Origin of the sequence: Fibrobacter sp. UBA3718, from assembly GCF_002371935.1 — a bacterium.
Lineage (GTDB): Bacteria > Fibrobacterota > Fibrobacteria > Fibrobacterales > Fibrobacteraceae > Fibrobacter.
In genome coordinates, this window is sequence record NZ_DFHR01000018.1 from 165,445 (window position 1) to 181,292 (window position 15,848).

General features: G+C 56.0%; 13 protein-coding genes. 6 read left to right on the plus strand and 7 right to left on the minus strand.

Features of this window, described 5'->3' with window-relative positions:
* Positions 1-34 precede the first annotated feature (34 nt).
* The gene (locus B4A77_RS07240; RefSeq protein WP_290739584.1) at positions 35-1,582 is read right to left on the minus strand and encodes an MATE family efflux transporter; all 1,548 of its coding nucleotides are present in this window, start codon (positions 1,580-1,582) and stop codon (positions 35-37) included.
* Positions 1,583-1,682: 100 nt separating this feature from the next.
* On the opposite strand from B4A77_RS07240, the gene B4A77_RS07245 reads away from it, so the two are divergent.
* Complete coding sequence (locus B4A77_RS07245; RefSeq protein WP_290739587.1) at positions 1,683-2,762, plus strand: NAD-dependent epimerase/dehydratase family protein; 1,080 nt, start codon at positions 1,683-1,685, stop codon at positions 2,760-2,762.
* 12 nt (positions 2,763-2,774) lie between these two features.
* Positions 2,775-3,689, plus strand: coding sequence for an ATP-grasp fold amidoligase family protein (locus B4A77_RS07250; protein ID WP_290728672.1), 915 nt, complete (start codon positions 2,775-2,777; stop codon positions 3,687-3,689).
* A gap of 3 nt (positions 3,690-3,692) precedes the next feature.
* On the opposite strand, the gene B4A77_RS07255 is transcribed toward B4A77_RS07250, so the two are convergent.
* Genes B4A77_RS07255 through B4A77_RS07270 form a run of 4 tightly spaced genes read right to left on the minus strand, consistent with a single transcriptional unit; the run spans position 3,693 to position 8,567 of the window.
* Entirely contained in the window at positions 3,693-4,439 is a 747-nt protein-coding gene (locus B4A77_RS07255) for a glycosyltransferase domain-containing protein (RefSeq protein WP_290728670.1), read from the minus strand.
* Positions 4,432-5,742, minus strand: a complete 1,311-nt coding sequence (locus B4A77_RS07260) for a CDP-glycerol glycerophosphotransferase family protein (RefSeq protein ID WP_290739590.1) — start codon at positions 5,740-5,742, stop codon at positions 4,432-4,434. Before B4A77_RS07260 ends, B4A77_RS07255 begins: the two co-directional genes overlap by 8 nt.
* Positions 5,743-6,468, minus strand: a complete 726-nt coding sequence (locus B4A77_RS07265) for an IspD/TarI family cytidylyltransferase (protein ID WP_173366360.1) — start codon at positions 6,466-6,468, stop codon at positions 5,743-5,745. It lies immediately after the preceding gene.
* A 2-nt stretch (positions 6,469-6,470) separates the two neighbouring features.
* Positions 6,471-8,567, minus strand: a complete 2,097-nt coding sequence (locus B4A77_RS07270; protein ID WP_290728665.1) for a polysaccharide biosynthesis tyrosine autokinase — start codon at positions 8,565-8,567, stop codon at positions 6,471-6,473.
* Positions 8,568-8,632: 65 nt separating this feature from the next.
* Here B4A77_RS07270 and sppA point away from each other — a divergent pair, with 65 nt between their 5' ends.
* The 4 genes from sppA (at position 8,633) to rpsI (ending at position 13,067) form a co-directional block, all read left to right on the plus strand.
* A complete protein-coding gene (gene sppA / locus B4A77_RS07275; protein ID WP_290728663.1) occupies positions 8,633-10,945 on the plus strand; it encodes a signal peptide peptidase SppA in 2,313 nt (770 codons plus the stop codon).
* A 15-nt stretch (positions 10,946-10,960) separates the two neighbouring features.
* Complete coding sequence (locus B4A77_RS07280) at positions 10,961-12,019, plus strand: hemolysin family protein (RefSeq protein ID WP_290728661.1); 1,059 nt, start codon at positions 10,961-10,963, stop codon at positions 12,017-12,019.
* Positions 12,020-12,210: 191 nt separating this feature from the next.
* A complete protein-coding gene (rplM, locus tag B4A77_RS07285) occupies positions 12,211-12,639 on the plus strand; it encodes a 50S ribosomal protein L13 (RefSeq protein WP_173380878.1) in 429 nt (142 codons plus the stop codon).
* A 23-nt stretch (positions 12,640-12,662) separates the two neighbouring features.
* Positions 12,663-13,067: a 30S ribosomal protein S9 gene (gene rpsI / locus B4A77_RS07290; protein ID WP_088636612.1), complete on the plus strand. Its 405-nt coding sequence runs from the start codon at positions 12,663-12,665 to the stop codon at positions 13,065-13,067.
* A 109-nt stretch (positions 13,068-13,176) separates the two neighbouring features.
* Here the strand turns inward: rpsI and B4A77_RS07295 are convergent, their stop codons facing one another.
* A complete protein-coding gene (locus B4A77_RS07295; RefSeq protein ID WP_290739593.1) occupies positions 13,177-14,922 on the minus strand; it encodes an LTA synthase family protein in 1,746 nt (581 codons plus the stop codon).
* 18 nt (positions 14,923-14,940) lie between these two features.
* Complete coding sequence (locus B4A77_RS07300; protein ID WP_173365218.1) at positions 14,941-15,696, minus strand: flavodoxin family protein; 756 nt, start codon at positions 15,694-15,696, stop codon at positions 14,941-14,943.
* Positions 15,697-15,848: the final 152 nt, after the last annotated feature.

The following is a 15,848-nucleotide window of genomic DNA, read 5'->3' on the forward strand; positions in this document are numbered from 1 at the left end:
TTTTCTGCGAGGCGGAATCCCGCACTTTCCTGTACTAGTTCCTGTGCGTAATCTTCGCGATTAGCTTGCCTGCAATCTTGCGAGTTTCCTTGCGCGAATCCCCGTCGAGGATAATCAGGTAGCCGAACGCGCTGCCCACCACGCAGCAGGCAAGCCCGCTTACGCAGAGCATTGCCCAGCTCGGGTCCGTGATGAACTGCTTGATGTAGAACAGCGGAGCGAGCGTGACGGCGAACGCGATGAGGCTGCGTATGGTGCAGGCGTAGAGCAGGCGTGCCTTGAGCCCCACGCAGTGTGCTCCGTAGAGCGGCAGGAACGTGAGTGCCTTGATGGCGTTGAATATGGCGCTTGTGCAGGCGATAATCATCAGGTGTGTCGTCTCGCCTTCCGTAACGTTCAGACCGATGACCACGACTACGAAGGTGAGCGAAAAGAGCCCGAGCCCGAACAGCGAATTTGCCCTAATCCTGTTTACAATGGGGTAGATGTTGTAGATAGGCTGCAGGGGCATCGCAATCGGAAGGTCGACGCAGGCGCCAACGGTCAGGATGTAGAGCAGGTGCGCGTCCTGCGTTGGCATCCATAGCTGGTAGAAGTGGTCGCTGAACACGAAGATGAACGCCGTGGGAATGATGCTGATGATGCCGAAGAATCGGAGCGAAGAGATGATGCCCCGGTGCAGTTCCTTCGTGTTTCCTTCGGCGTAGAGCTTGGTCCAGGGCGGTGCGAAGATGGAGTTGATGCGTTCGTAGAACGTGAGCGTGAGCTCCGGGATGCGGCGCGTGATGGAGAGGATCCCCATGGGGCCTGCACCGATAAAGAGGTTCGCGAGAAGCAGGTTGAAACCGGTGCCGAGAATCGTGTTGAATTTCGATACAATGTTCCAGACGCCTGCCGAAAGCAGTTCCTTGATGGACTTTGCGTCGAAGTACTTGAACGAAATCCGGAGCTCCGGAGTGAGCTTCCGCTTGAACATGATGTTTGTGCCGATGGTATAGACTGTGCTGATGACGGTTGCTAGGCCGATGAACCATACCGCAGGGTCGAAGAAGTAGAAGAGCGCGATAAGCAGCAGGGCCTTCAGGGCGTGGGCGACAATCGACCTGGTAGAAGAGAGATCGAGGCGGTTACGGATGAAGGTGCTTACGCTATAGACGTTGAAGATCAGGCTGATGAAGAAGTTCAGGAAAATGCAGCCGAAGAGCAGCTTGACATCCCCGATAAGTTCTTCCGGAATCTTGACGATGTATTCGAGCTTGTAGAGGACGCCGATGGCGATGCAGTTGATGAACAGGACAAGGATGATATTCGAGAAGAAAACCGAGCTGAAGTACTTGCGCGCTTCCTCAATTTGGTTCTTGTGGACGCTTATCGTGATGAAACGGCCTGCCATCGAGTTGAGGGCGATCGTGATAATCTGCGCGTAGCTCACGAAGTTGCTTGCGAGGCCCACAAATCCATATGCGGCGGCACCCAGGCGGGCGACAATGTAGGGGGTCAGGAAAAACGTGATGCCGATGCTCACCAGGAAGGCAAACACTTGCGCAAAACCGTTGATGGCAAATCGTTTCTTCGAACCCATTGCATATAATAATAGAATTTTCCGTGTCCGCAGGGCACTTGTAAACGGGGGATAAATGCTATATTGTCCTTTTGAAATAAAGCAGGTGGGCCGATAGCTTATGACAGGAATTGAATCTTCTCGGGATAGCTTCTTGCAGGGAGATGTGGAACGCATCGCGAATTCTGCGTGCATCCCGTGGGACAAACTTGGCGGATGCTCCGTCCTCGTGACGGGCGCTACCGGCCTCATCGGCTCGCTTCTGGTGCGTGCGCTTGCCTGCCGTAATCGCCTGTTCAATCAGGATATCAGGATAAAGGCTCTCGCTCGCAACAGGGAGAAGGCTGAACGCGAATTCGAGAGTCTTGTTAATCGGCCCGGATTCGAGATTGTCAAAGGCGATGTGACCGCGCCCATTGAAGGTGCCGGCGATGTCGACTATGTCATCCATACGGCGAGTGCGACTAGCTCGAAGTATTTCGTGACGAACCCCGTGGAAACCATCGCGACGGCAATCGACGGCACCCGCAACGTGCTGGAACTTGCACGCCGCAGCAAGGTGAAGGGATTCCTTTACCTCTCCTCGCTTGAAGTCTATGGCGTCCCGGCCGAAGGCCACGTGAAGATGCAGGAATCCGAGGCGGGCTACATCGACTCGATGAAGGTCCGCAGTTGCTACTCCGAAGGCAAGCGCATGGTAGAATGCCTCTGCGCCTCTTACGCCTCGGAATACGGCGTGCCTATAAAGGTCGTGCGCCTTTCGCAGACATTCGGTGCGGGGGTTGCGTATGCGGACGGGCGCGTGTTCGCACAGTTTGCCCGCAGTGCCATCGAAGGAACCGATATCGTCCTCAAGACGAAGGGCGAGACGCTCCGTAACTATTGCTACACGGCCGATGCGGTGACGGCGCTCCTGCTTGTGCTCGTGAATGGCTCGGTCGGGGAGGCCTACAACGTCGCGAACAAGGATACCGCGATTTCCATTGCCGACATGGCGCATCTCGTGTGCGACAAGTTCTCGGGCGGCAGGAGCAAGGTCGTGTTCGACATCGCCGAAGACGCCACAAAGCTCGGCTACAATCCCGTGGTGAAAATCTGTCTCGATACCACGAAGCTCGAAGGTCTCGGCTGGAAGGCGGAATTCGGCCTGGAAGAGATGTTCCGGCGCACCATTGAAAGCATGAAACTGGAACGGGTGTAATACGGTTCGGCAATGTCCTCCCTAGTTGAAAAGATACGAAAGCGTCTTGACCGCAAGTTCCTGAAAATGGTCAAGGAAGACAGGCTCCATTGGCTGCCGGATAAGCTGTTCCTGTCCTGGATGTTCCGCATAAAGATGGGCTACAAGCTGAATTGGAAGAATCCGCGGACGCTCAACGAAAAACTGCAGTGGCTCAAGTTCTACAACAAAAATCCGCAATATACGGAAATGGTGGACAAGTACGGAGTCCGCGAATACGTCAAGAAGACCATTGGCGAGGACTACCTCATTCCGCTTCTCGGCGTATGGGATAAGTTCGACGATATCGATTTCGGTAGACTGCCGAAAGAATTTGTCTTGAAGTGTACACATGATTCTGGCGGCCTTGTCATCTGCCGCAACAAGGATGAACTCGACAAGGATGCTGCCCGAGAAAAGATTGGGAAGAGCCTCGCACGGAACTATTACTACCGTTGGCGTGAGTGGCCCTATAGGAATATTCGCCCTCGTATTATTGCAGAACAATTTATGGAAGACGACCTTCTGGGAGGGCTTCCGGATTACAAGTTTTTCTGCTTTGACGGACGCGTTGATTGCGTGATGGTCTGCGTAGATCGTCACCTGCACGATGTCAAGTTCTACTTTTTCGACCGCGACTGGAAATTCCTGAAGCCGAATATCGAAACGCAAAACTTGCCCGATGACTTCACGATTCCGAAGCCGCCCTGCATTGACGAGATGTTCGGTATCGCTGCGAAACTTTCAAAAGGTCTCCCGTTTTCGCGAATAGATTTGTATTGTGTTTCCGGGAAAGTCTATTTTGGAGAAATCACGTTTTTCCCGGATAGCGGGTACGATACGACTTTCCTGAAAGAAGCGGATTTGAAATGGGGCGACATGATTACGCTCCCGCCCAAGAGACGCTAACCCCTACTTCCCGAACCCGACCAGCTTGCGGTAGACAAATCGCCCGATACGGTTCAGACTTTTTCCCCAGATGTTCTTTTCGCGCTTGTGCTGTTCCATGTAGAGCCACGGGCAGTTGCGCGCGTTCTCGTTTTCGGGGAGCAGGTAGTCGAACGCTATTCCCGATTTCCAGAGCGTGTAGGGGTACGAAAGCTGGTCGCGGCGCGAATACGTGTTTATCATCTTCCACCACATGTCGCATTGCCTGCGTACCTTTTCGCTGTCGTGCCTGCGCAAGATGATGTTCGCCTCGAACATGCCGAAGCGCCTGGGCAGGCCTTCCTTGCGGATGAATCGCATCTCCTTCACGATGGTCGAAAACTTGTCGAGCCCGTAGGTGAATACCACATAGCCTTCGACGTAGCAGCAGTTCCTGAACGGGTGCTTCACGCCCGAAAGTTCTACGCCTGCATCGATCTTCTGCATCACGGCATTGTAGAAGTCGGCAGTCTCGATGCGGATGTTCGCGTCCATGTAGACGCTGTATTCGTAATCGGACAGCACTGTGTACGGGTGCATCTTCGGGTAGCGCGACTCGATCTGTTTCGAGGGAAATTCGCCTTCGAACTTGCGAACCTTCCAGATTCCGATGGTATCCTTCTCGATGTCGTTCGAGAAGCAGAAGTAGTCGAAGCGCTCGTCGATGACCTTGGGCTGTTCGAGCGTGTCGTATCCGCCGGTGAGAACCGTGTAGATGGCGACCTTAGCCATTGCCGCCTCCCGGAATTTCGTCATTCTGAATTTCGTTCAGGGGCGCAGAATTCCCCTTGATGAATTCGTTGATTACGGTCGCGATATCCTTTGCGGCATGCCCTGTCTCGTGCAGGCCGACCCTTTCCGTAAAGGCCTTCCATGTGGCGTTGTATTCTTCTGCGTTGAAGTTCCGCACACGTTCCAAAAGCTCATCGTTGTTCCTGCCGCAGGGGAAGGGAAGGTCCTCAAGTTCGTAATACACGCCGCGGTCCTGCTTGTATTCCTCGAAGTCGGTCGCGAACATGAAGCACGGCATTGCAAGCATCGCCGCGTCGAATATGCAGCTGGAGTAATCCGAGAGCATCGCGTCAGTCGCCATGATGAGTTCCTGCATGTCGGGGTAGCGTGTCGCGTCGATAACCGAGCTGCCGTATATCTCGGCGACATCCTTCATGCTGTTCGCCATGACCGGATGCCAGCGGACAAGGATTTTCCAATCGCCGCCGAACCGTTCCTGGAGCGCGCCTTGCAGCTTGTCGAAATGGATGTCGAATGGCCCCCGGTCAAAACCGGTCTCGTTGAAGTTGTCGCGGAACGTGGGCGCGTACAGCAGGATTCTCGTGTCTTGCGGGATGCCGTAGAGGTCGCGGATTTTCTTTCGGAATGGTCCGCGTTCCTGGAACAGGACGTCGTTTTTGGGGTATCCCGCCTTCCAGACCTTGCCGTGATAGTTGAATGCGCCGCGGTAGATCCTGGTGAGGTGCGTGGAGTTGGAAATGAACAGGTCGGCCAGTGCGGATGTCCTGTTGACTTCGCGGACGACTCGCTTCATCTCGCGGAACTTGGGCACGTCGAGGTCGAGTTTTTTGATGCCGAGCCCGCCGTGCCATGTCTCGATAATCAGCTGGCCCTTGCGCTTGCGGGCGTTGCCCGGGAACCGGTGCGTGTCGAGCCAGACTTTGGCCGTCGCGTATTCGTAGGCGGTGCGCCAGTGAGCGAAGTGCGAGACGACCTTCATGTAGCCGGGCACATCGTACTTGTACTTGAAATTGCGAATCCAGACAATCTTTACGCCGGGGTTAATCCGGTGCAGTTCTTCGAGCACGAACTGCGTGTTGTCGCCGTACTTTCGCCCCCAGAAGGTGGAGCCTACAATCTTGTCCTGGAGCGGGAGCAGCCTGCAGAGGTAATAGACAATGCCGGATGTCGTAAGCGAGATTCTGTCCGCTGCGTGGTGGATGGACTTGCGGAGCCCTAGCAGTCCTTTTATCAGGGGAAAGTTGGAGCTCCTGACGCTATTGCGGATAGCCTTGAGGGACATTTACTCGATTCCGTAAATCTGGGCGTCTTCCTTGACCTGGAGGATTGCGCGCATCGTGTAGAAATCGTCCGGGGTCGTAATCTTGATGTTCTCGTACGGGCCGTCGGTCATGTGGAGCTTGAATCCGTAGTGCTGCATCATGGTACACGAATCGATAAAGTCCTCTCGCCCTTCGGCGAGAGCCTTCTGATGCGCTCCGAGAATGTCGTCGAGCCAGAAACACTGCGGCGCCTTAGCTACCCTGGAATGCGCACGGTCGGGCACCAGCTTGATGGCTCCCTCGTCGTCGATTTCCACGATGGTTTCCTTCACGATTCCGCTCGTGATGGAGGTCCCGTATTTCTTCACGCATTCGATGTTCTTTGTCAGGAGTTCGCTGTTGATGAGCGGTCGCACGCCGTCGTGGATGAGCACGATGCTCTTCTCGTTTCCGGCGACTTCCTTTGCGGCGACAAGCCCGTTGTAGATGGAAAGCTGGCCGGTCTTTCCGCCCGGAACGACCTTCCTCACCTTGGTCAGGTGGTACTGTTCGACCAGCTTGCCAAAGTAGTCCATCCATTCGGCGACGCAGACCACGACCACGGCGTCGATTTCGGGATTCCGCTCGAAATGCTCGATGGTGTGGACCATGATGGGCCTGTCATGGATGCGCAGGAACTGCTTGGGCAATTCCTTGCTGTGCATCCTGGAGCCGACTCCGCCGGCGAAAATGAGCCCGATATTCATCGCTAGTATTTTCCGTACTTGTAGCCGTAACCGTCGCTATGGCCGTGTTCGTACTTGTTGATGACGAAGCTTGCGTGGGCGGTGCTGTTGCCCTTGAGCAGCTGGTTCATGCCGTCCTGGATGGCGTCGATGCTGTGCCTGTTGTACTCGATGACCATCACGATTTGCGATGCGACGCGGCAGGCGAGGGCGGCGTCGGTGACGAGCATGATAGGCGGCGTGTCGATGATGATGAGGTCGTAGTCGCTTTCCATCGACGAAATCAGGTTCGTGAAGTGGTTCGAGCCGAGGAGTTCGGAGGGGTTCGGGGGAACGTTTCCGCACTGCATGATGAAGAGGTTGTCCACTTCGGTCGGCTTCACGACATCGCTTGCCGTGGCTTCGCCCAGGAGGATCTGCGAAAGCCCGTTGCCGCGCTTGATGCCGAATTCCTTGTGCAGGCGGCCCTTGCGGAGGTCCGCGTCGATGAGGAGGACCTTCTTGCCGAGACCCGCATAGAGGGCGGCAAGGTTCACGGAGATAAAGCTCTTGCCCACGCCGGGGATAAGTCCGCTCACGCCGATGATGGGCTTGCTGCCTTCGCTCATCGAGAATTCAAGCGAACTGCGGAGGGCGCGTAGCGATTCCACGGCCACGTCGTCGGGTTCCACCACGGCGAGCGGGCGCGTGCCCTTGGTCCCGTTCGGGTTTCCTTTCGGGACCTTTGCGTAGACGCTGAACCCGGTCTCGCGTTCGATGAAGTGCGCATCGCGGACGCCGTTGCTGAGCTTGCTTTTCAGGAGGACGAGGGCCGCGCCGAATGCAAAGCCGATGACGAGGGCGATGAGCACGATAATCTTCTTGTTCGGCTTGGATGGCTTGTTTACCTGTTCCGCGAAGTCGATAATACGGACGGAACCCACTTCTCCGGCAGATACGAGTTTCAGCTGCTGGATGTTGTTGAGCATCGTCGTGTACAGGATCTTGCTCGTTTCCACTTCGTTCGTGAGCTTGAGAACTTCCTGCTGGGTGGCGGGGAGCTTCTTGGTCGCGCTGCTGTTAGCGGCAAGTTCACGCTTGAGCGTCGCTTCCTGCTCTTCGAGCGTCTTGATGGTCGGATGTTCCGGCTGGAAAAGCCTGATGGCGCTCTGCTTCTTCTGCTGGAGCGCGAGCAGGTCCTGCTGCAACTTGGTCCTGTTCTCGAGAACGAGGCGTGTTTCCGCGTTGATATCGACGGAGCCGACCTTGTTCCTGTAGGTATTGAACTTCAGGAGCGAACTGTCCATCTGTGCCTTGACTTCGGGCAACTGCTTTTCCAGGAATTCGAGCGTCTTCTGTGCTTCGGCGTTCCTCTGTTCCACGTTCTGCCGCAGGTAGGTCGTGGCGATTTCGTTCAGGATGGTGGTCGCGCGGTCAGGGTAGATATCCTGGTAGCTGAATTCCAGGATGCCGGTCTTCTTGCCTTTTTCCTTGACGGAGAAGGCTCCCTTGAATGAACCGATGGCATTCAGGCGACTTTTCTTGGTGATGGCGAACTTCTGGCCCGGCTGGACTTCCATCGAATAGACGCTGAAGGAGACGGTGTCGCCCGCGTAGGGAGTCCTGTAGGTCTGCCCGGGAGTTCCCGTCAGGACCTTCTTTCCATTGTGGTCGAGAAGGTCGAAGGTCACGCTGTCCTTTGCCACGGCGAACCAGGGCTTGCCCATTTCTTCGGCGGGGAGCTTGCTCCAGGGGACTTCGAACTGGTGCACTTCCATCCTGCCTTCACGGTGGAGCAGCCTGTCGAGCTTGTTCAGCGGTTCCGCGTCATACTGCAGGTGCATCTTCTCGACGGCTTCGCCGATAATCTGGCGGCTCATGATGAGCTCGATTTCCGTCTCTGCCGGGCTGGCTGTCGCGAAAAGGCTCCCGAGTCCGGCCATCATTCCCATGTTCTTGTTGTTTTTCGTCTCGATCTGTAAAAGGGCGTCGACCTTATAGACGGGGCGGATCCACAATGCGACGAATACACCGACAACTCCTGCGATGAATAGGCAGGGGAGGAGTATTTTCCAGTTTTTCACCATGTCCTTGAAAAATTCGACGTAGTCCGAATCTTCTTTTTTCTTTGATGACGCCATGATACAACCGTTAATTTTTAGATAGTTATAATTATGAATATAGAAAAATTGCTAAAATAAAAGCGATGAAGAAATTCCTTGCACTGTTTTTCGCCTTTGCGGCGCTTTCTTTTGCTTACATCCCCGGCGAATCGGGCTTTGTGTCGCTTGAATACGAACACGGCATCTTCGGGAACCCCGCCGGTGTTTCCTCGTTCGATTCGAGGGGAGCCCTGCTCGACTACCAATACGACAACGGGATTTCGGCATTCCGCGTCGGGGGAAACCTCGAACGGCTCGCTGTCGGATTTGATTACCGCACCGATGGAGAAGGCTTTGACGAATCGCGATGGAACGCCGCGTTTTCGTTCCCGATGTTTAGCCGCATGCTCTTTTCCGGATCGCGCGTGACCGCGCTCCGCAGCGCCGATTTCGAAGGCACGGAGTGGACTTTTACGCAGGGGTTCCTGCTCCGTCCGCTACGGTTCTTCTCGCTGGGATATTCCTGCGAGAACCTGCTCTATCTGGGGCCGCAGTCGCAGGAACGCATCCACAACCTGGGCGCGACTATCCGCCTTGGAAGTCATTTCTCCGTGAGCTACGACTGGGAAAACTGGGAAAGCCACCGCCTGCTCCTGGAACTCGGAATATACGGTTTCCGTTTCGGTTTCCGGATGCCCCTCTATGGCGATGACGAATGGAAACTGACGGTTGCCACGTCGCTTGGCGGCTACAACGATTTTGCGCTCACCTTCTTCGACGACATGCTCCCGAAACGCGGGGCGTGGGGCTACCATTCCGCAAGGAACCCGAAGGCGTCGCGCTTTGCGCAGGTCGTGCGCGTTCCCCTCAATACCGACGTGGTGGAAAAGAGCGAAGCCATACCGTTTATCGGGAGCCGCGACATCGGACTTTCCAAGGTGCGTAATTTGTTCAAACACCTGATGCTCGACCCGGCTGCTGGTCTCGTGATTCTCGACTTTTCGGGCTACCGCGGGAACCTGGGGGTCTCGAGTGAAATCTATGGTTACGTCATGAGACTCAAGGCCCGTGGCACGAAGGTGGTCGCCTATGTCGATGATATTCGTTTGTCTGTGCTCGTGGCTGCGGCGTCGGTCGACCGCATTGTTGCAGAACCTTCGGCGCACCTGACCTGGCGCGGTCTCGGCGGGAATACGCTTTTTTACAAGGGCCTCCTCGACAAGCTGGGCGTGAAGGTGGAGTTCCTCAAGCATGGTGACTACAAGTCGGCGGTGGAACCCTACGTGGCCGATTCCATGTCTGCGGAAGCCCGCGAGAACAGGACCGTACTCTACAAGGACCTTTGGGACTTCACCTCCATGCTGGTTGCGGGCCGCAAGTCGAACAATGCCCATGATGCCTACGCGACGAAGAAACCGCTCGATTCTCTCGCCTCGATTCCGGTAATCTCCGCTTCGGCGGCGAAAAAGGCCGGCCTCGTGGATACGCTCCTCTACATCGACCAGGTCCCCGCCTACGCGCTCAAGACTTTCTTCGATGTCGATGCCCCGCAGGCGCGCTACAGGGACTGGAACCCGACATCCAGGAAGATCTTTACCGAAAGCTGGTCGCGCCGCTCGAAAATCGCGCTCCTGAATATCGACGGCACCATCGATTCCCGCATGGAAGCAGAAGTCTCGGCGGCGCTCAACCGCCTGCCCGGCGTGGCCGACGCGCTTGTGCTCCGCATCTCTTCCCCGGGTGGGAGCGCACTTGCGTCCGACAAAATCTGGGCCGCCCTCGAAGCCGTGAAGGCCCGCGGGATTCCCGTGGTCGCAAGCATCGGCAGTGTCGGGGCTTCGGGCGCCTACTATATCGCTTGCGGTGCGGACGCGATTTTCGCGGAGCCGTTTTCCATTGTCGGGAGCATCGGCATCTACGGCGGGAAGATCGACGCTTCCGGGCTCATGAGCAAGCTTGGCCTGAAGGCGGAAACGGTCAAGACGCACGAGCATGCCGATGCCGAAACCTTCACGCGCTCGTGGACGGACGACGAGAGGAAGGCCCTCCAGGATTACATGGACGAGTTTTACGCAAGGTTCGTGGGCGTCGTCTCGAAGGCGACCGGGATTGCCGACGCAACTGTCGATAGCGCCTATGGTGGTGGCCGCGTGTTTGTCGGCTGGAAGGCTCACAAATACGGCCTCGTGCAGGGAATCGGAGGCATCGAAAATGCCATCGAAGAAGCCCGTAGGCTCGCAGGAATTAGCGAGCGCTCCGAAATAGAGCTTGTTTCGCTTTCGACCGGGAAATCGGACATCGTGCCGGACGTCTCCGCGAAGGCTCTCCTCGAAACGCTTTCGGACCTGGATCGTGTGCAGTTCTGGGCGGTTGATCCTGCGCTCTTGGAACAATCGCTGTTGGGAGGGGGCCTCTAGCCGCCGGACGCGAATATGCTAGCCATTGTCGTTACAGTCCTCTGTTGCCTTGCCGCCTCGGCGTTCTGTTCCGTGACGGAAGCTTCTTTCTATAGTGTGCCGCCCGCGACGGTCGAGTTCCTGCAGAAGAACAAGAAGTTTACGGCCAGGTACCTCACGCATGTTAAGGAAAACATCGACCGCTACATCGCCTCGGTGCTTATCGTGAACACTGTCGCGAATACGGTGGGAGCCTCGCTTGCGACGGCGCTCGCGGTAAAACGGCTTTCCCCGACGGGTGCCATGGCACTCCCGATTGTCCTCACGATTCTCATCCTGCTTTTTGGCGAAATCACTCCCAAGACGCTCGGCGTAAAGCAGGCGAAGACGTTCGCCCCGCTTGTCGCGGTGCCGTTCTACTACATTACGAAGATTCTCGGGTGGACGGGGCTCATCTGGCTGTGCCTTACGCTCACCAAGCACTGGACGCACGAGGACGAGGAGAAGAAGGACGTGAGCGTCGAGGACATCAACAGCCTCGTGAGTCTCGGGCTCCGCGAAGATGTCATCGACCGCCAGCAGGCATCCGTTATCAAGAATATCCTGTCGCTCAAGTCCGTGCCCGCGCGCAAGGTGATGACGCCCCGCCAGGTGGTGTTCAGCCTCCCTGCCGACAAGACCATCGGCGAGACGCTCGACGAGCGCGGCAACTGGCCTTTCTCCCGCATCCCGCTCCATGGCGAAAAGAAGGACGAGTGGATTGGGATCGTGCTCAGGCGCGATGCCTACAACCAGCTTGCCGAGGGAAACCGCGACGTGAAGCTCCGCAAGCTCATGCGTCCCTTGCAGCTCATTCCCGACAGTGTCATGCTCGACAAGCTCTTGCTCCGGTTCTTGAAGCAGCGCGGACACATGGTGGGCGTGGTGGACGAGTTCGGCGCCATCGCGGGTATCGTGAGTCTCGAGGACGTGCTCGAAGAAATCCTCGGCCGCGAAATCGTGGACGAGTACGACGAGGCGGTGAACCTCCAGGAGACGGCCCGCCGCCGCTCCAAGGCCCTCGCGTTCATCCGCAAGAACCGCCCTAAGAAATGACGTTTTTTTTGTAAAATGTTGATATAATTCTACTAATTCATGCAATTAGTAGAATAAAAATTGCCGATTTTACGGACTTTTCTTGAAAAATTCGATTTTTTACCCTTGTTTCCCTTGCCGAATCCATCTATATTTGTCTTGCTTTTCCTGGGCGCCGATGTCCGGGAATCTAATTCACCTAGAGGATTTACATGAAGACCATTACGGTAAACCCGAAGTCCGTCACCCGCAAGTGGAAGCTTGTGGATGCCGCTGACAAGCCGATGGGACGCGTTGCAAGCGAAGTTGCTCGCCTCCTCATGGGCAAGCATAAGGCCATCTATTCCCCGAACGTCGACACTGGTGACTTCGTTGTTGTCATCAACGCCGGCAAGGTTGCCGTTTCCGGCAACAAGAACCTGCAGAAGGAATACTTCCACCACACCGGTCACATCGCCGGCGAACGCTGGATCAACTTTGCCGACCTCATGGCTAAGGATCCGACCGCCCCGCTGACCGCTGCCATCTGGGGTATGCTCCCTCACAGCGCTCTTGGCCACAAGATGGTTAAGAAACTCAAAATCTATGCCGGCGCCGAACATCCGCACGCTGCGCAGAACCCCGAAGTCGTTGACTTCTAATCTTTAGAACGGAGGATACCTCTATCGCTACCGCAAAGAACAAGAAGATCTACCGTGGCACGGGCCGCCGCAAGAACGCCATCGCCGCTGTGATCCTGAAGCCGGGTACCGGCAAGCGCACTATCAATGGTCGTGATTTCAAGGATTACTTCCATTCCGAAGTGCAGAACATGATTGCCAACCTTCCGTTCGCCATCCTCGGCAACGCGGAAGAATGGGACGTCGAAGTCACCGCTCGCGGCGGTGGAATCGCCGGCCAGATGGGCGCTGTCCGTCTTGGCATTTCTCGCGCTCTCGTCGCCAACGACGCCGAAGTGAAGCCCGCCCTCAAGAAGGAAGGCCTCATGACTCGTGACGCCCGTGCCGTTGAACGTAAGAAGTTCGGCCGCAAGAAGGCCCGTAAGCACTTCCAGTTCAGCAAGCGCTAATCTGCGAAATCGCTTTTACGGAAAACCCTGGCATCTGCCAGGGTTTTTCTTTTTGCACACCGCAGGTGTGCGCGAGGCAGGCTTTGCTTGCCGAAGTTCTTTATTATAGTTATTCCAGGACGAACCGCTTGAAGAACTTGGGATCGTGGGCAAGAGCCTGGAGTTCCTTTTCGAGCGAATCAGCACCGAAGATTTCGAGCAGGGTCTTCTCTTCCGAGTACAGCGATACTCCCAGCCCGAATCGGTGCTCGGCGATATCGAAACCCATCGCTTCGAGTATTGTCGGCGCGATGTCGATGGAGGTGAACTGCCTGCGCCTGGTTTCGGGATTCTTGGTCGGGTTTATCAGGATGGTGACCCACTTGCGGTTGTTTATGTTCGGCCTGGCCAGGAACTTGCCGGGGAACTTGTTCGGGAAGAGGTGGTCGCCGACGATGACGATGAGCGTGTTTTCGGCGAAGTCCTGCTTTTGGCACCACTCCACGAACTCATTCACCTCGCGCGAGGCGCAGCGCAGGGTCGCCTTGTAGGAGTCTTCGTCCGAACCGGATTCCGGCTTCTCCAGGCATTCCTTGTCGTAGAATCCATAGGGGAAATGAGTGTTGATGGTTGCGATGGAGACCGAGAAGGGCGAGCCGTTCCTTGCGATGGAATCGATGTAGGCCCTCGATGCCGCATAGAGGCTCCTGTCCGTGAGGCCGGCCTCGAATGAGCGCATGTTCCTGAACTTCTCGTCGACATCCTGCTTGCTTTTCATGGAGACCATGTCGTAGATGACGTCAACGCCATGCTGTTCCAGAAACCAGTTTTGCATGTTGAACCGGGAATCGGTTCCCATCACGAAGTAGTTGGTGTAGCCGTACTTGTGCAGCGATTCCCAGAAACTCTTTGCTCCGGGAATGAACTTGTTGTTGAGGCGCAGGCGTGACAGTAGCGGGATGCCCGTCGTCTTGGAAAATGTCCCGGTGATGGTGTTGCGCGAGCCGAGCATGTCGTTTCCACCGCCGAACCTGTCGGAATGCGAGAAGCCCGTGTTTTTTTCGAAGAGCTGGGTGATTTCGGGAATGTAGTTCGTTGCCGCCTCGCCGCCGCTTGCCGTGTCTGCGAACGTACTTTCCATGGATTCCATCAAAATCCAGATGAGGTTGCGCGGTTTTTCGGGCGCGGTTATGTGCAGGGAATCGGCGTCGATGAAGTATTTCTCCAGCAGGTCGCTTTCCATGACGGCAGTTTCGTTCTGGATGGCATCGATATACCTGGAAACGGGGACTTTCTCGATGAAGAGCGCGAGAAAGGCGATGACGCCGACGGCGGTCAACGCGGCGCAGGTGGCCCTGGGCTTCCTGAGTACGGTGCAGAGTTCGCCGAAGAAGTAGGAAAGTGCCGCGGTCATGAGGACGATGGGCAGCAGGACGCGCAGTAGGTAGCTCTTGATGAAAATGACGGTGAAGCCGTCAAGGGGAAGGTTGAGTGTGGTAATGACCGACTCCACGTCGTTTACCGGGAACGTGCGCAATGTCCAGATGGCCGAAACGCGGATGAACAGGATTGTAAATAGTGCAACCGGGAACGCGAACGACCACTTGCATGAGGGCTGCGCACCGGTTTTTTTGAAGGTGACGAACTTCCATGCGAATATGGCGCCCCAGAGGATTGCTGCGAACAGCACGTGCTTTGTCGAGGGGGGCGGGTTCCCGGTGAAGTACGACATTACCCAGGTAAGCGCAAGCATCTCGGCGCAAACGCGGATACTGTTGAATGCAGTCTGCCTGCGGGTTTCCAACCTGTAGAACAGCTTGCCGCGGAGCAGCACGAAAAAGAGCGAAACGCAGATATAGGCGGCAATCAGTTTCATCGCTAAAAACCAGAGTTTCTAGAAGTTGTCCGGGCGGTCGAACATGTGCGTGACGAACTCGGTCACGAGCGTCACGTAGGCATCGTCGCTGAAGATGGGCTTCTGCATCAGGTCGATTGCTTCCTGCGAGAGTTTGCCGGTAGTTGCAAGTTCTGCGCCGCCCTTGCGGTACTTTTCACGAAGCATGTTGAGGCGGCGCGGGCCACCGCGGTGGTCGAGTGCGCGCATCTGCGGGCAGGCGATGAGCGTGTATCCCTCGTGCCCGAGAATGATGTCGAACTGTTTGCGGATGGGCTCGTAAACCACGTCGATGTCCATCCAGGCGCAGCTCGAAAGCAGGATGATTTTCTGGCCTTCTTTCTGGAACTGGAGCCCATGCAGGTGCGAGTTGAGTGCGTTCGCGCCATCCTTGAGCTTCTGGCCCATGTAGGGGTGGACCATGCCCACGATGCGGTCCATCAGGACCTTCATCTGCCCGGGGATGCTGAACAGGAACAGCGGGAAACTCCAGATGACGATATCCGAGTTGATGAGCTTCTCGCGCACCATCGGGATGTCGTCGTCCTTGATGAAACAGCTTCCGTCGGGGCGGCCCCAGCAGCTGAGGCACCCGCGGCAGGGCTTGATGTTCAGGCGGTCGATGAAGAGGTACTCGGTTTCGTAGTCGCCGTTCTCTTCGAGCCCCTGCACGAACGCTTTCGTGGGGATAAGCGTCCCGCTGCGTTCGTTCTTCGGGCTTGCGACCATTACGAGTATCTTCTTCTTTTCTGCCATGCGCCCAAATTTAGAAAAAAACAGCAAGGAGAAGATTGTATGCTCAGGTTCCCGAGTGTTTTTTAGAGGTTTGAAAAAAAGCAAAAGTCATTTGACATTTTATGACATCCTGACGATACTATATTTGAAGTGATAAAGAACTCCGGCTCCGG

What these genes read in the sequence shown, in the direction of transcription:
- B4A77_RS07240 (WP_290739584.1), bottom strand. Translation starts at nt 1,582, where the DNA reads ATGGGTTCGAAGAAACGATTTGCCATCAACGGTTTTGCGCAAGTGTTT.
- B4A77_RS07245 (WP_290739587.1), top strand. Translation starts at nt 1,683, where the DNA reads ATGACAGGAATTGAATCTTCTCGGGATAGCTTCTTGCAGGGAGATGTG.
- B4A77_RS07250 (WP_290728672.1), top strand. Translation starts at nt 2,775, where the DNA reads ATGTCCTCCCTAGTTGAAAAGATACGAAAGCGTCTTGACCGCAAGTTC.
- B4A77_RS07255 (WP_290728670.1), bottom strand. Translation starts at nt 4,439, where the DNA reads ATGGCTAAGGTCGCCATCTACACGGTTCTCACCGGCGGATACGACACG.
- B4A77_RS07260 (WP_290739590.1), bottom strand. Translation starts at nt 5,742, where the DNA reads ATGTCCCTCAAGGCTATCCGCAATAGCGTCAGGAGCTCCAACTTTCCC.
- B4A77_RS07265 (WP_173366360.1), bottom strand. Translation starts at nt 6,468, where the DNA reads ATGAATATCGGGCTCATTTTCGCCGGCGGAGTCGGCTCCAGGATGCAC.
- B4A77_RS07270 (WP_290728665.1), bottom strand. Translation starts at nt 8,567, where the DNA reads ATGGCGTCATCAAAGAAAAAAGAAGATTCGGACTACGTCGAATTTTTC.
- sppA (WP_290728663.1), top strand. Translation starts at nt 8,633, where the DNA reads ATGAAGAAATTCCTTGCACTGTTTTTCGCCTTTGCGGCGCTTTCTTTT.
- B4A77_RS07280 (WP_290728661.1), top strand. Translation starts at nt 10,961, where the DNA reads ATGCTAGCCATTGTCGTTACAGTCCTCTGTTGCCTTGCCGCCTCGGCG.
- rplM (WP_173380878.1), top strand. Translation starts at nt 12,211, where the DNA reads ATGAAGACCATTACGGTAAACCCGAAGTCCGTCACCCGCAAGTGGAAG.
- B4A77_RS07295 (WP_290739593.1), bottom strand. Translation starts at nt 14,922, where the DNA reads ATGAAACTGATTGCCGCCTATATCTGCGTTTCGCTCTTTTTCGTGCTG.
- B4A77_RS07300 (WP_173365218.1), bottom strand. Translation starts at nt 15,696, where the DNA reads ATGGCAGAAAAGAAGAAGATACTCGTAATGGTCGCAAGCCCGAAGAAC.